Here is a 13,320-nt window from a genome sequence, read left to right on the forward strand (position 1 = left end):
CTTTAAAAGGGGCGGATAAACATCAGTGGACCACTGCGGGAGACCAGGCGTGCTCGATGAACAGCCGGGGAGCCGCTCCGACTTCGGTGGCAACCGCCCAGACATCGCTGTCCTGGCCGGTGTCATCCCGGGGTACACCGTAAACCACAGTGCTGTTGTCCAGCCATTCGAGCTGGTCGTCAATGTCACGCTCTTCACCCAGGACGGTTTCCATCCCGGATGCGATGTCCAGCACGGCGATGTTCCTGTGCCCCACCAGGGTGCCGGTGGTGCTCTTCTTGAACGCGATCCGGGTTCCGTCAGGTGAAATCGACGGGCATTCGATGCCTGACGCCACTACCGTCAGCGTCCTGGCGTTAAGGTCGCCCCGGACCAGCCAGATATGGCCCTGCGAAGACGCGGTGGCGTAGAAGCCCGCGGGGTCCCCCGGAATGAAGGTGACGCCCCAGATATTCCGGTCGGAAGCCTTGATCCGGGTTCCGTCTGAAATCAGCGAAAACTCTTCCAGGTTGCCGTGGACCGTACCGTCCCTGCCGCGGATAACGGTCTCGGTGGAAAAACCCGCTGAGGCGTAGGAGTGCCCGGCAACAAAAACTGTGGTGCCGATCAGCAAATCATCTCTGCTCAGCCTCGTCCTGCTGGGGATGCCGCCCAGAATCCAGGAATCAAGGCGCTTCAGCGACGAATCGTAGGTTGCTGCCTCGTATTTTGTGGGAATCTCGTTGATGGTCTGAAGACAGCTGACCAGTTCCCTTGAGGCGTAGACGCGGTCACAGGCGTGCCCGCTCAGGGCACGTTCCCCGGAGGGATCGGCCAGGGCAACCGTGGCTGCTTGTCCGTAGCCCTGGCCGGACGCTGTATTGCGGAACATCACAAAAGGCTCCGCAGGCAAGGCCGTGGCCGGGACCACCTTCACCGGTGATGCTGCTTCCTGGCTGGCTTGTTCCTGCTGGAACGCCGAGAGTCCGTAGGCTCCGGCCCCGGCGAGGACCAGGGCGGCCACTGCCAGCAGGAGCACCAGCTGCCGCCGGCCTCCCGCAGGGGGCGCTTCAAGACCGGTGATGCCGGAGTCACTGGAGGCACCGGTGCCGGGATTGCGGCTGTGTGGAGCTGTGTCCATGGTGGTCCTGCTCACAGCGACACTGCCCTTCCGGCCGTGCTGCGAAGGACAAAGGCGGCGGCCGGCACAGCCAAAGCCAGCAGCCCTGCCACGCAGGCAGCTGCTGCGACCGGCCCGAGCAGGTACCAGAGGATGCCGAAGCAGGCAGCGGCCGCCATCCTGCTGATTGCCACTACCGTCTGCGCGGTCCCCAGGGCAGTTCCCAGCCGTTCCGGTGGCGCCAGTTGGCTGACGAGGGCCGACAACACGCCGTCGGTTGCGGCGTAGAACACTCCCAGCAGCAACAGGCAGCCAAGGGTGGCTGCGGTCCCGCCGAGCGGAAGTACCGCCAGCACGTAGCCGGCGAGGAGCGCCACGTGGCCGGCCAAAAAGACCGGGACCCGGCCCCAGCGGTCAGCCAGCCGGCCCAGCGGAACTGCGAATACCAGGAATGCCACGTTCGTTCCCACATAAAGGAGTGGAAACCACTGGACGGCAAAGGCTTCCCGGTGCTGGAGGAGGAGATAGACAAACCCGTCGCCGATGGTGAGCAGGCCGAGCAGCCCTGTGACCGCCACGAGGCGGGCCATGCCCTGTTCCCTGAGGCGCGACCATTTCAGCTGTGACCAGCGGAAAGCGGGCCGGGACGTCCCTCCGGCCTGCCGGGACGTGGGCTTCAATTTGTCCGGCACCACCAGCAGCAACACGGCCACGCCGATGATGGCGAAGGCCAGGGACACTACAAACACCGTGTTGAATCCGTTGGGTATGAGCATCAGGATGAGGAAGGCGATGAGCGGCCCGGCAGCAGCACCGATGTTGTCCAGCATCCGGTGGATCCCGAAGGACCTGGCCAGGTATTCGGGCTGCGCGGCTGCCGAGATCAGGGCGTCGCGGGGAGCCGTCCGGATACCTTTTCCGATCCGGTCACCCGTGACGATTCCGGCGATGACCCAAAAGCCACCGGCGAAAAGGAAACCAGTCCTGGCCGCCATGGACAGCCCGTAGCCGGCCACGGCCACGCGTTTGGGGTGGCCTGTGCGGTCCGAGACCCATCCGGCCCCGATCCGGACAACGGCACTGGCGCCCTGGTTAATACCGTCTATGACACCAAAGGCGATGGTTGACAACCCAAGAAAGCCGGTGACGTAGAGCGGAAGGACGGCGGCAACGGACTCGGACGATATGTCGGTCATCATGCTCACGATGCCGAGCCAGATGATCACCGGCGACAACCTGAAGGCTGTCGGGCCGCGGCTGCCTGTTTCCTGCAGGTCCTGCTGGCCGCCTTTGCGGTCCGACATCGAGATGTACAACGGCTGCCCGTTCCTGTTGTCCGGCAAGGGGGCCATGCGCGGGCGGGCTGCGCCTGGCCTTCACGGACAAAGTTTTGCAGCCGGGTCCACATTGCGGAACCGAAGAATCCGCAGAATATCCGGCCGGCGGACTACCAGCGGCCGTTGCGGGGACGCGGCTGGCACACCGGGCAGGTGTGCGAGGAACGGTTCATGAACTGGTCGCGGCGGATCAGGGCGTGGATTCCCGCAGCGGCACAGCGGTGGCACGGCTGGCCCTCCCGGCCGTAGGCGTTAAGGGACCGGTCAAAGTACCCGGAGGCACCGTTGACGTTCACGTAGAGGGAGTCGAAGCTTGTTCCGCCGGCGGCCAGGGCATCGAGCATCACGTCACGCGCACTGCCCAGCACCCTTTCGGCCTCGGCCCGGCGAAGGGTGTCTGTGGGCCGGGCGAAGTGGAGGCGGGCACGCCACAGCGCTTCGTCGGCGTAGATGTTGCCGATGCCGGAGACAAGGCCCTGGTCCAGCAAAGCCCGTTTCAGGCCGGTTTTGCGTCTGCGCAGACGGCGGTAGAAAAGATCGAACGAGAAGGCGGGGTCCAAGGGATCCCGGGCAATGTGGGCCGCTTCCTCTGCAATCAGCGGAAGGGGTGATTCAGCGAGGCCGCCTGGGCCGCCGTCGTCCGTTGGTACCAGGGAGGTGACGAACAGGCCGCCGAAAATCCGCTGGTCCACGAACCGCAGCTGCCCGGGCATGCCGTCACTGGAGCTAAGCCGGAACCGCACTTTGAGGTGCTTCTCGTCCGGAACATCAGCGTCCTGCATGAGGAGTTGGCCGCTCATGCCAAGGTGGGCCATCAACGCGACGGCGGGCCGCCCGTTACCTGACGGTTCATCAGCGGCGCCGGCGGTTGCGTCCAGAAGCGGCATCCACAGGAATTTGCCGCGCCGCACGACGTCGGCCACGGTGGCGCCTTCGAGGTTCCCGATGAAATCCCCGGCCCCGAGTGCGTGGCGCCGGACTGAGCGTTCATCAAGGACGTCCACACGTTCGATGGTCCGGCCGCGGACCCAGCTCACCAGGCCGCGGCGGACCACCTCAACCTCGGGAAGTTCGGGCACAACGCCTACTTGGCGGCTACGGAGCCGGCGGACTTGCCCCCGGCGCGGGAAGCCGCAGTGCCCGAAAGAGCGCGCCAGGCGTCAGCGGCAGCTTCCTGCTCCGCTTCCTTTTTCGAGTGGCCGGTACCACTGCCGTACGCCGTGCCGCCGATGTGCAGGACTGCGGTAAAAACCCGCGCATGGTCCGGACCGGACCCTTCCACCGCATAGTGGATGGTCCCGAGCTGGCGGCTGGCCGCGAGCTCCTGGATGCTGGTTTTCCAGTCGGTCCCGGCACCCAGGGCAGCGGCGTCCTTCAGCAGGGGCCCGATCAGGCGCATCACCAGCTGGCGGGCCGTCTCGATGTCGTTGGACACGTAGGTGGCTCCGATCAGGGCCTCCATGGTGTCCGCCAGAATGGACGCCTTGTTTTTGCCCTCGGTGAGCTTTTCGCCCTGCCCGAGGTAGATGTAGTCGCCAATGCCCAGGCTGCGCCCGATGCCGGCGAGGGCGCGGGTGCTGACCACGGCCGAGCGGCGCTTCGCGAGATCGCCTTCCGGCAGGTCCGGGTTGTCCCGGTACAGGGCGTCCGTCACCGAGAATCCCAGGATGGAGTCGCCCAGGAATTCCAGCCGCTCGTTGGTGGGGATGCCGCCGTTTTCGTAGGCGTAGGAACGGTGTGTGAGCGCAAGACGAAGCGTCCCGGCGTCAATAGAGACACCGAGACGCTTCAAAAGCTCTTCAGTTGAAGACATCATGTCAGCCTGAGGGGCCGATTAGACGTCCGCGACCTTGCGGCCCTTGTACTCAAGGAACAGCGCGGTGCCGGCCGAATCGGTGACGACCTTCGCCTGGTGCGGCAGGCTGTAGGTAACCTGGCCGTTCTCCACGGTCTTCACCAGGTGGGGGGCGGTCGCCTTCCACTGCGAGCGGCGGGCGCGGGTATTCGAGCGAGACATTTTCCGCTTGGGAACAGCCACGGCTAACTCATTTCTCTCTAGACAAACACGTACAAATCAATTTTGCCGGTCAGGCTTAGCCATATCAGCTAGGGCAGCCCAGCGAGGATCCAAGACCTCGTGGTGGTGCCCCGGCTCGTCTTCCAGGCGAGCTCCGCATTCGGAGCAAAGGCCCTGGCAGTCTTCCCGGCACACCGGCTGGAACGGCAGGTTGGTGACAACCGCGTCCCGCAACACCGGTTCAAGATCGATTACATCGTGCTCGACTCGACGTTGCTCTTCATCATCTTCTTCGTCCGAAAGCTGTACGCCCTCATAGAAGAAAAGTTCTTGCACATTGACCTCAAGGTCATACGCAAGGGGATCCAGGCATCGGCCGCATTCGCCGGTTACTTCGGCAAGTGCGGTTCCGGATACCAGAATTCCTTCGTGTACGGCCTCAAGCCTCAGATCCAGCTCGATATCCGAGCCTTCCTGAACACCAATGAGCGCCACACCAAGATCACCCGGTGCGGGTACATGTTCCTTCAGTGTCCGCATGCTTCCCGGACTGCGTCCGAGGTCCTTGACGTCGAACGCCAGGGGCGAACCAGCATCTCTTTTAATGAGAACTCCTGTTGAACATATGACCGACGTACCATCTTAGCCTGAAGAGCCGCGGGGACTCAAACCAGCCAGCGGGGACCGCCGAAGTACCTGACAAGCCTACCCTCTTGGCTGCTGATCCTCAGCCGACCCGCCCGCGAGCATCCGCCGGTGCACGGATCTGGGGACGTAGTCGGAGACGCTTCCGCCCAGGCCCGCGACTTCCTTGATCAAGGTGGAGGACAGGTGGATGTAGTGGGCCTCGGCCGGCAGGAAGACTGTTTCCACACCGCTTAACTGCCGGTTCATCGTGGCCATGGGCAGCTCGTAGTCGAAGTCGGAGGACGATCTCAGGCCCTTGACGATGGCTGACACACCCCGCTGCCGGCAGTACTCGGCGAGGAGCCCTTCGCCCACGGGTTCCACCACGATGCCCTTGAGCGACGCCAAGGTTTCGCGGGCCATGTCCAGGCGCTCACCCAGTGTGAACCGGTACTTTTTGGCCGGGTTGGTGGACACCGCCACTATTACTTCATCGAACAGGCTGGCCGCCCGGGCAATAACCTCGAGATGGCCGTTGTGGATGGGGTCGAAGGATCCGGGGCAGACAGCGCGTCTCATGCTCCGAACCTACCCCATGGAAAGGCCGGGATACCATGACTGGATGCATCCACCACGGGAAGTTTCCACCCCCCTGGCCCCTGCCCCCTGGCAACGCACCGCGCTTGGTGCCAACCTCCTCGGGCCGGATGGCGGGCTGGGCGTCACGATCTTCGAAGAGATGACCACCCTCGCGGCGCAGACCGGGGCCATTAACCTTGGCCAGGGCTTTCCGGATGAGGACGGTCCGCTGGAAATCAGGGAGGCTGCCCGCGCCGCCATCGCCGCCGGCGTGAACCAGTATGCGCCCGGCAAGGGGATCCTGGAACTGCGGGAAGCCGTGGCGGCCCATCAGCACAGGTTCTATGGCCTGACCCCTGACCCGCAGACCGAGGTCATCGTTACCACCGGCGCCACCGAAGGCATCGCCGCCGCACTGCTGGCCTTTACCGGCCCCGGGGACGAGGTCCTGACCTTCGAGCCGTTCTACGATTCCTACGGTGCAGTGATCGGACTCTCCGGCGCCACCCACGTCACGGCCCCGCTGCTGGCCCCGGATTTTATGCCGGACCTGGCCGCCCTGGAAGCGGCCTTCAGCGGGCGGACCCGGGTGGTGCTGCTTAACAACCCCCACAACCCCACCGGTGCGGTATTTCCCCGGAGCATCCTGCAGCGCGTTGTTGACCTGGCCCGGAAGCATGACTGCCTGATCATCACCGACGAAGTGTACGAACACCTCACCTTCGGCGCCCGCCACGTACCGGTGGCTTCCCTGCCCGGAGCCGCCGACCGCACCATCACCATCTCCTCGGCCGGCAAGACGTTTTCGCTGACGGGCTGGAAGATCGGCTGGGTGACGGGCCCGGAGGAACTTGTATCCGCTGTGCGGACGGTCAAGCAGTTCCTGACCTACAGTTCGGGCACCCCGTTCCAGGCGGCCATTGCCACCGGCCTGGGGCTGCCGGATGCCTTCTACGAGGACGTTGCCGCCACGCTGAAGCGCAAGCGGGACATCCTGAGCGACGGGTTGAGGGCGGCAGGCTTCGACGTCTTCTCCCCGCAGGGTACGTACTTCGTCAACGTCGACACTGCCCCGCTGGGAATCCATGATTCGGTGGACCTCGCCCGCAGGCTGCCCGGCCTGGTGGGCGTTGCCGCCATTCCCGTCCCGGTCTTCTGCCATCCGGAAGGTGCAGAGCGGACGCGCAGCCTGCTTCGCTTTGCCTTCTGCAAAAAGACCGACGTCCTCGAGGAGGCTGCCGTCCGGCTGGCCACCCTTGGCGGACTGGTCTGATGCAGGCAGGCAGCGGGCGGGCAGCGGCCCGGTTCCTGCGCACCAGCGGGCAGCACGCAGCCATCGAGCCGGACGCGTTCACCGAGGGCAGCTACGTGCTGAGTATCGGCGGCGCCGAACAGTCGCACGTGAACCTGGCGCGGCCGGATGAGATCTTCTACGAATACCTGAGGCGGATCGGGCATCTGGTGGACCTGGCGGCTCCCGCGGAAACGCCAATCACGGCGCTGCATCTGGGGGCCGGGGCCCTGACGTTGGCCCGCTATATCCAGTCGACCCGGCCGGGCTCCATCCAGTACGCGGTGGAGCTGGAACGCGAACTGCTTGATTTCGTCCTGCAGCAGCTGCCCCTTCCCGAAGGGGCAAACCTGCACGCGGTCATCGGAGATGCCAGGGATGCGCTGACGGACCTCGAGCCCGGCCTCCTTTTTGACGTGGTCATCCTGGACATCTTCTCCGGGCCCGAGGCACCGGCGCATCTTGCGTGCAGGGAGTTTTACGGCGAGCTGCGGGAACGGCTGGCGCCGGGCGGGCTCCTGATCGTCAATGTGGGGGACGAGCCAGGCCTCACCCTGGTCCGCAGCCAGGTGTCGGCTATGCGGCATGCGATGGCTGACGTCGCCGCCTTTGCTGAAGCCGGCATGTTCGAAGGCCGCTACCCCGGAAACATCATCCTCGCCGGCACCCAAACGGCGTGGCCCGCCGGCTGGTCCGAAGAATTGACCGCCCGGGGCCCGCACCCGGCCAAGGTCCTGGCCGGAGTGGACCTGGACGCCCTCGCGGTCTGAGCAGGCCTCGCCGGGAAGGTTTCCTACAGGCTGTTCCCGTCCACATCCACGCCTTCCGCATCTAAGGCGTCCGGGTCGACGGCGTCGGGGACAAACGGCTCAGCGAACCACAGCCGGGTTTCGCCGTACTTTTTCTCCGCGAACCGCGCCAGCCCGCCCGGCCAGGCAGGCTCCGGCGAGCGGGACGACCTCTCCACCACCACCACGGCCGCCGGCGCCAGGTGCACGGCCAGCTTTTCGAGCACTGCGGCCAAGGCCACCTCCTCCAGCGGATAGGGCGGGTCCAGGAATACCAGGTCCCAGGTTGCGGCGGCATCGGCGCGCTCAAGGAAAGGTTCCACCTTGGACCGGTGGACCGTCACGGCTTTTCGGCCCAGGACCCCGTTGATGAGGTCGGCATTGCGCTGGCATACAGCACTCGCCTTCGCATCGGACTCCACCAGGTCCACGGTTTGGGCTCCCCTGCTGCCGCTCTCCACACCGAGCGATCCCGAACCTGCGTAGAGGTCCAGCACCCTGGCGCCGCTGATGACATCAAAGGCATCAAGGCGCGAGAAGAGCGCTTCTTTGACCCGGTCCGTGGTGGGCCTGGTCAAGGAGCCCGGGACAGCCTGCAGGGGCGTGCCGCCGGCTGCGCCGGAAATGATCCGGCTCACCGGACGCCTCTGCTTCCGCGCATGGTGGGGTCCGCCTTGCTAACCGCGTTCAAGGAACGCCTCCTTTTCGGGGTTGAGGTACTTCTCGATGGCTTCGGCCAGTTCCTGGTGTTCAGCCAGCGAGGGGTCCTGTGACACGATCTGCTGGGCGTCGTCCCTGGCCCGGCTGATGACGGCTTCATGCTCAAGCACACGCAGCAGTCGAAGAGTGGAGCGGCCGCCGGACTGCGAGGCGCCGAGGATGTCGCCTTCGCGGCGGAGCTTGAGGTCCTCCTGGGAAAGCTCGAAACCGTCCGTGGTGGCGGCTACCGCCTCCAGCCGCTTCCGGCTGGGGTGGCCGGGCTCCAGGGCGGTGACCAGCAGGCAGGTTCCGGGCAGCCCGCCCCTGCCCACCCGGCCGCGCAGCTGGTGGAGCTGGGAGATGCCGAACCTGTCGGCGTCGAGGATGACCATCAGCGTGGCGTTGGGGACATCCACGCCCACCTCAATGACGGTAGTGGAGACGAGCAGTTTGACCTGGTTGTCCACGAAGCCGGCCATGGCGGCGGCCTTCACGTCCGGCAACTGCCGCCCGTGCAGCGGGGCCAGGGGGACACCGGCAAATGCCGGCTCGGCCAGGAGATGTTCGACGACGGCGGTCACCGACGCGAGTTCGCGCCCGTTTTCCCCCTCAAGGCCATCGGACAGGTCCGTTTCCTCCGGGCTGAAGTCGCCGTCGTCGTCGGTGCCGATCTTGGGGCAGACGACATACACCTGGTGCCCGTTGTCGATTTCCTCGCGCGAACGGGCCCAGATGCGTCCGGCCCAGGCCGGGTTTTCTGCAAGGCCCACCAAATGGGTGCTGATCGGGGCCCGCCCTGCGGGCAACTCGTCCAGTACGGAAGTTTCGAGGTCCCCGAACACAGTCATGGCCACAGTGCGCGGGATGGGCGTGGCAGTCATGACCAGCAGGTGGGGCGGCTTCCGTGCCTTGGCCCGGAGGGCGTCCCGTTGTTCCACACCGAAGCGGTGCTGCTCATCCACCACGATCAGGCCAAGGTCGTAGAAGCTCACATTGCCGCTCAGCAGGGCATGGGTGCCGATGATGATTCCCGCTGTCCCGGAAGCAGCATCGAGCAGTGCCTGCTTGCGGGCGGCGGCCGGCATGGAACCCGTCAGCAGGGTCACCTGGACGGAGGCGGCGTCCAGCCCGCCGAGCAGACCGTCCGTGGAGAGCGGTCCCAGGGAGCGGCGGATCGACTCGTAGTGCTGGGCGGCAAGGACTTCGGTGGGCGCCAGGAGCGCGGCCTGTCCCCCGGCGTCCACCACCTGCAGCATGGCCCGCAGCGCCACGATGGTCTTGCCGGACCCCACTTCGCCCTGCAGCAGCCGGTTCATCGGGGAGTCGCGCGCAAGTTCGGCCGCCAGGGTCTTGCCGATGGCGGCCTGCCCCGCCGTGAGCGTGAAGGGAAGGTTTGCATCGAAGGCTTCCAGCAGTCCGCCCGGAACCTGCCGCCGGGCGGTGGCTTCCTCCGCAGCCAGCTGTGCCCGGCGCCGGGCCAGGGCGGACTGCAGCACCAGCGCTTCGTGGTAGCGGAGCCGGTCCCGCGCCCGCCGCCAGTCCTCAGCGGATTCGGGCGCGTGAATAAGGCGGTAGGCCTCGGCCACCGGAAGGAACTTTTCACGCCGGGCGACGGCGGCCGGGACGGGATCGGGCAAAGTATCCAGATCAAGGGTTTCCAGCAGCGTGTAGACGGCCTTCTGGATCTTCCAGCTGGGCAGCTTGGCAGTGGCCGGGTACACCGGGATGGGCATGGCGGCCAGCTTTTCCGGGTCCTGGCTGCCCTCGCTGAAAGGATCCTCATCCAGGAGCTGGAAATCCGGGTTGGTGAGGCCCAGTTGGCCTTTGAACTTGGTCACTTTCCCGGAGAACAGGGCCCGGCGTCCCTGCAGGAGGTCGGTTTTTGCTTTAAAACCGTTGAAGAACGTGATTTTGAGGGTGCCGGGGACTTTCCCGCGGTAGTCCGTGCCGCCGACCAGCCGGAGCCCTTGCTGCCCGTCGTCGTCGGACACGATGACGTCCGTGATGGTGCCGCGGCGCGCCTGCATCTTCCGGGTACTGCTGGAGAGCACCCTGGCGATGAGCGTGACCTCCTCGTCGAGGGGAAGCTCGCTGATGGGCGTCAGCTCGCCGCGGCTCATATAGCGGCGCGGGAAGTAGTTCAGCAGCCCGTCAACGGTGGTGATGCCCAGATGCTTCTCAATGACGGTTGCGGATAGCTTTCCGAGCCGCCGTTCCAGCGCAAGATCCAGTTCAGCGGTCATGCCCACTGGAGTTCACTGCATCTGTGTGGGGTTCACGCGGCAGCGCGAGTTCGCTGATACTGAGCTGGGATGGCTCTCCCAGGGCGCGGATAATACTGAGGGCCGGTTCCGGCTCGGGAACGTGCACATGGACCCGCCACCGGTACTTCCCGTCCGCGTCCTCGTTGCCGCCAACCTGGCTCATGATGACGGACTCGCCGATCTCGTCCAGCTGCTGGCGGAGGGTGGCTGCGTGCAGGGGCGAAAGGTTGATGGTGAACATGACTTCAACGCCGTCATCGTCCGGCAGGGCGGTGTGGATGTGGGGATCCGAGACGTCATAGCCATGCAGGCCGTCGAGCAGCTCGCTCTGGAGTTCTTCACCCAGGACCGCTGAGCGGAGGCAATCCAGGATCAGGAGCATTCCCACTCCACCCGCGTCCACCACCCGGGCCGAGGTCAGGGCGTCCAGCTGGTCCTCGGTGCGGATTACGGCAGCCAGGGCACCTTCAACGGCTGCATCCAGGGCAAGGCCCAGGGCGTGGTTGCTGTCGTCACCATTTTGCCCGGCGTCAACTGCGGCAGCGGCCCGTGCCGCTGCCTCCATCACTGAAAGCATGGTTCCCGGGACGGGGTCGCTGAGGGCTGACCACGCCCTGATCTGGGCACGGTTGAGTGCTGCGGCAAGAAGGGTGGACGTCAGCCGGGTGTGGCCCGCCAGAGGTTCAGCCGCGGCGCACAGGAACACGGAAAGCAGGGTTCCCGAGTTTCCGCGGGCCTCCTCCATCGCAGCCTGGCCGGCGGCAGCAAGGACGACGCCGACATCCAGCTGGGCAGGCTGGTCTTCCGCGGCAGCAGCGGACCGGGCGGCCGCACGGACGGTCAGGTACAGGTTGGTACCTGTATCCCCGTCCGCCACCGGGAAGATATTGATGGCGTTGAGGCGGTCGCTGTGGTTTCCAATGACGGTCTCGGCCTTGCTCAACCACCTCTTCATCGCTTGCGCGTTGGCGGCAACCTTAGTGTGCAAAGTGATCCCATCCCCCGGCGTCCGCGTGCCGGCCCGCAATTGTGACGCTCGGGCTTTCATTGCTTCCCAGTGCTTGTACTGAGCCTATCGCAGCGAATCCGGGAGGCAGCTGAACATCAGCAGGGAATGTGGCAAGCAGGCCGTGGTCCTCCCCGCCGTTCAGCACCCATCCGGTGGCGTCAGTTCCCAGCAGCTCCGCGGCAGGCCGCAAGACTTCCCCCAGCACCCGGAGTTGAGCCGGATCCAGATCGAGGGCGGTGCTGCTGGCCGTGGCCATCCGCAATCCATCCCGCAGGAGGCCGTCCGAGACATCGAGCATGGCCGTGGCACCGGCCGCCCGCGCTGCGGGGCCGGCATTCAGCGGTGGCCGCGGCCTGCACTGCAGGTCCAGGAACACCCGCTCACGTTCGCCCAGAGCTTCGACGCTTATGGAGGACTCCAGAAGGGCCAGGCCGGCGGCCGCGTGTCCGGCCGTGCCGGCAAGCGCAAGGACGTCCCCCGGCTGCGCACCGGACCGAAGGACGGCACGGCCGCCGTGGAGGGTGCCGAGCACGGCAGCAGTGACGGAGATTTCCCGGCCGCGCCCCAGGTCGCCTCCTGCCACTGAGCATTCCGTGGCTCCCAGCTCCCTGATCGCCGCCGTTAGACCGTCCGCCAGGTCCTCCACCCAACTGGCAGGTGTCTCCGGTGGAAGGGTCAGGCTCACCACGAGCGACGTGGCGGTGGCTCCCATGGCGTTGATATCGCTCAGGTTCTGCGCCGCGGCCTTCCAGCCGACGTCGAAGCCTGTTGTCCGGTAGCCGTTGGGCCATTCCAGCCGGAAGTCCTGGTCCTGGACTTGCGTGTCGATGCTCACCACGGTCTTACCGTCCGGCGCCGCCACCACTGCAGCGTCGTCTCCCGGCCCCAGCAGCGTGGCCCGGGAGTGGGACCCGGGCATGGACAGACGGGGGAAGATCCGCGCCAGCAATTCGGCTTCGGACAGGGCACCGACGGCTGTGGGCTGGGGGTGGACGGTTAAACGGTTCTCTGGCACGCCACTACGCTACAGCGGACCCCGGACATTGGCGGCCCGCACAGCCGGCACCGTGTCCTGGCCGGCGTGGCGGCGGCGATAGGCTTGGAGTATGCACCGCCCCCACGCTTCCCTGACCGCCCGCGCTGCCAGGACCGCACTGATCGGGGCTTTTGCAGCCCTTTCGCTCGTGGCCTGCGCGCCAGTGGTGGACGTTCCTGCTGCCCAGGACGCGGCCAACCCGGCGTGCGCCCCGATGATGGTGGCGCTGCCTGAGGCCATCGGGGACTCTGCGTTGCGCAAGACGAACAGCCAGGCCACTGCCGCCTGGGGTGATCCCTCGCTGGTGGTCCTGCGCTGCGGCGTGAATGTTCCGGGACCCACCACCGACCGGTGCGTGACAGTCAACGGGATCGACTGGGTCATCAAGGACGGCAACCCCGTGTGGACGCTCACCACCTACGGCCGGGAGCCTGCCACGGAGATCCTGATGGACCCGGACAAAATCAGCTCCGCCACAGTGCTTGCCGACCTTGCAGTCGCCGCAGCCGAGATCCCGGCCGGCAGGAACTGCGTGGGCCAGGAGGAACTGCAGAACCTGCCGGAAAGCCAGTAG

The 13,320-nt window shown here is 65.9% G+C and carries 14 protein-coding genes; 3 read left to right on the forward strand and 11 right to left on the reverse strand.

The features are described from left to right. Window positions 1-22 precede the first annotated feature (22 nt). The 7 genes from AC3A4Z_RS10640 to coaD all read right to left on the reverse strand — a co-directional run bounded on the left by AC3A4Z_RS10640 (window position 23) and on the right by coaD (window position 5,659). The gene (locus AC3A4Z_RS10640; RefSeq protein ID WP_498711531.1) at window positions 23-1,120 is read right to left on the reverse strand and encodes a TolB-like translocation protein; all 1,098 of its coding nucleotides are present in this window, start codon (window positions 1,118-1,120) and stop codon (window positions 23-25) included. An 11-nt stretch (window positions 1,121-1,131) separates the two neighbouring features. After that, the gene (locus tag AC3A4Z_RS10645; RefSeq protein ID WP_498711532.1) at window positions 1,132-2,415 is read right to left on the reverse strand and encodes an MFS transporter; all 1,284 of its coding nucleotides are present in this window, start codon (window positions 2,413-2,415) and stop codon (window positions 1,132-1,134) included. 131 nt (window positions 2,416-2,546) lie between these two features. Next, entirely contained in the window at window positions 2,547-3,515 is a 969-nt protein-coding gene (gene mutM, locus AC3A4Z_RS10650) for a bifunctional DNA-formamidopyrimidine glycosylase/DNA-(apurinic or apyrimidinic site) lyase (protein WP_498711533.1), read from the reverse strand. Window positions 3,516-3,520: 5 nt separating this feature from the next. Then, the gene (gene rnc, locus AC3A4Z_RS10655; protein WP_493970178.1) at window positions 3,521-4,249 is read right to left on the reverse strand and encodes a ribonuclease III; all 729 of its coding nucleotides are present in this window, start codon (window positions 4,247-4,249) and stop codon (window positions 3,521-3,523) included. A 21-nt stretch (window positions 4,250-4,270) separates the two neighbouring features. Then, a complete protein-coding gene (gene rpmF / locus AC3A4Z_RS10660) occupies window positions 4,271-4,474 on the reverse strand; it encodes a 50S ribosomal protein L32 (protein ID WP_009356569.1) in 204 nt (67 codons plus the stop codon). A gap of 36 nt (window positions 4,475-4,510) precedes the next feature. Then, entirely contained in the window at window positions 4,511-5,035 is a 525-nt protein-coding gene (locus tag AC3A4Z_RS10665; RefSeq protein ID WP_083435371.1) for a YceD family protein, read from the reverse strand. 123 nt (window positions 5,036-5,158) lie between these two features. Beyond that, window positions 5,159-5,659 carry a pantetheine-phosphate adenylyltransferase gene (gene coaD / locus AC3A4Z_RS10670; RefSeq protein WP_493970177.1) on the reverse strand — a complete coding sequence of 167 codons (501 nt, stop codon included), beginning with the start codon at window positions 5,657-5,659 and terminating at the stop codon, window positions 5,159-5,161. A 43-nt stretch (window positions 5,660-5,702) separates the two neighbouring features. On the opposite strand from coaD, the gene AC3A4Z_RS10675 reads away from it, so the two are divergent. Together AC3A4Z_RS10675 and AC3A4Z_RS10680 are read left to right on the forward strand one after the other, a co-directional pair. Next, complete coding sequence (locus tag AC3A4Z_RS10675) at window positions 5,703-6,932, forward strand: aminotransferase class I/II-fold pyridoxal phosphate-dependent enzyme (RefSeq protein ID WP_498711534.1); 1,230 nt, start codon at window positions 5,703-5,705, stop codon at window positions 6,930-6,932. Next, window positions 6,932-7,720 (forward strand): spermidine synthase, encoded by a 789-nt coding sequence (locus AC3A4Z_RS10680; RefSeq protein ID WP_498711535.1) that lies wholly within the window; start codon window positions 6,932-6,934, stop codon window positions 7,718-7,720. The genes AC3A4Z_RS10675 and AC3A4Z_RS10680 overlap by 1 nt, the downstream gene beginning before the upstream one ends. Window positions 7,721-7,743: 23 nt before the next feature. Here the strand turns inward: AC3A4Z_RS10680 and rsmD are convergent, their stop codons facing one another. The 4 genes from rsmD to thiL are packed head-to-tail and all read right to left on the reverse strand — an operon-like array spanning window position 7,744 to window position 12,725. Then, window positions 7,744-8,376 carry a 16S rRNA (guanine(966)-N(2))-methyltransferase RsmD gene (gene rsmD / locus AC3A4Z_RS10685; RefSeq protein WP_498711536.1) on the reverse strand — a complete coding sequence of 211 codons (633 nt, stop codon included), beginning with the start codon at window positions 8,374-8,376 and terminating at the stop codon, window positions 7,744-7,746. 39 nt (window positions 8,377-8,415) lie between these two features. Further along, on the reverse strand, window positions 8,416-10,680 hold the full coding sequence (locus tag AC3A4Z_RS10690; protein WP_498711537.1) for an ATP-dependent DNA helicase RecG: 2,265 nt from the start codon (window positions 10,678-10,680) through the stop codon (window positions 8,416-8,418). Continuing rightward, window positions 10,670-11,656, reverse strand: coding sequence for a DAK2 domain-containing protein (locus tag AC3A4Z_RS10695; protein WP_498711538.1), 987 nt, complete (start codon window positions 11,654-11,656; stop codon window positions 10,670-10,672). Before AC3A4Z_RS10695 ends, AC3A4Z_RS10690 begins: the two co-directional genes overlap by 11 nt. A 22-nt stretch (window positions 11,657-11,678) precedes the next feature. After that, the gene (gene thiL, locus AC3A4Z_RS10700) at window positions 11,679-12,725 is read right to left on the reverse strand and encodes a thiamine-phosphate kinase (protein ID WP_498711539.1); all 1,047 of its coding nucleotides are present in this window, start codon (window positions 12,723-12,725) and stop codon (window positions 11,679-11,681) included. A gap of 91 nt (window positions 12,726-12,816) precedes the next feature. Between thiL and AC3A4Z_RS10705 the strand changes: the two genes are divergently transcribed. After that, window positions 12,817-13,320, forward strand: coding sequence for a DUF3515 domain-containing protein (locus AC3A4Z_RS10705; RefSeq protein ID WP_498711540.1), 504 nt, complete (start codon window positions 12,817-12,819; stop codon window positions 13,318-13,320).

This window comes from Arthrobacter sp. Soil_C_49 (genome assembly GCF_057656635.1).

Coding starts and splice junctions, on each gene's coding strand:
- AC3A4Z_RS10640 (WP_498711531.1), bottom strand. CDS start 1,120: ATGGACACAGCTCCACACAGCCGCAATCCCGGCACCGGTGCCTCCAGT.
- rnc (WP_493970178.1), bottom strand. CDS start 4,249: ATGTCTTCAACTGAAGAGCTTTTGAAGCGTCTCGGTGTCTCTATTGAC.
- coaD (WP_493970177.1), bottom strand. CDS start 5,659: ATGAGACGCGCTGTCTGCCCCGGATCCTTCGACCCCATCCACAACGGC.
- AC3A4Z_RS10675 (WP_498711534.1), top strand. CDS start 5,703: ATGCATCCACCACGGGAAGTTTCCACCCCCCTGGCCCCTGCCCCCTGG.
- AC3A4Z_RS10680 (WP_498711535.1), top strand. CDS start 6,932: ATGCAGGCAGGCAGCGGGCGGGCAGCGGCCCGGTTCCTGCGCACCAGC.
- AC3A4Z_RS10690 (WP_498711537.1), bottom strand. CDS start 10,680: ATGACCGCTGAACTGGATCTTGCGCTGGAACGGCGGCTCGGAAAGCTA.
- AC3A4Z_RS10695 (WP_498711538.1), bottom strand. CDS start 11,656: ATGAAGAGGTGGTTGAGCAAGGCCGAGACCGTCATTGGAAACCACAGC.
- AC3A4Z_RS10705 (WP_498711540.1), top strand. CDS start 12,817: ATGCACCGCCCCCACGCTTCCCTGACCGCCCGCGCTGCCAGGACCGCA.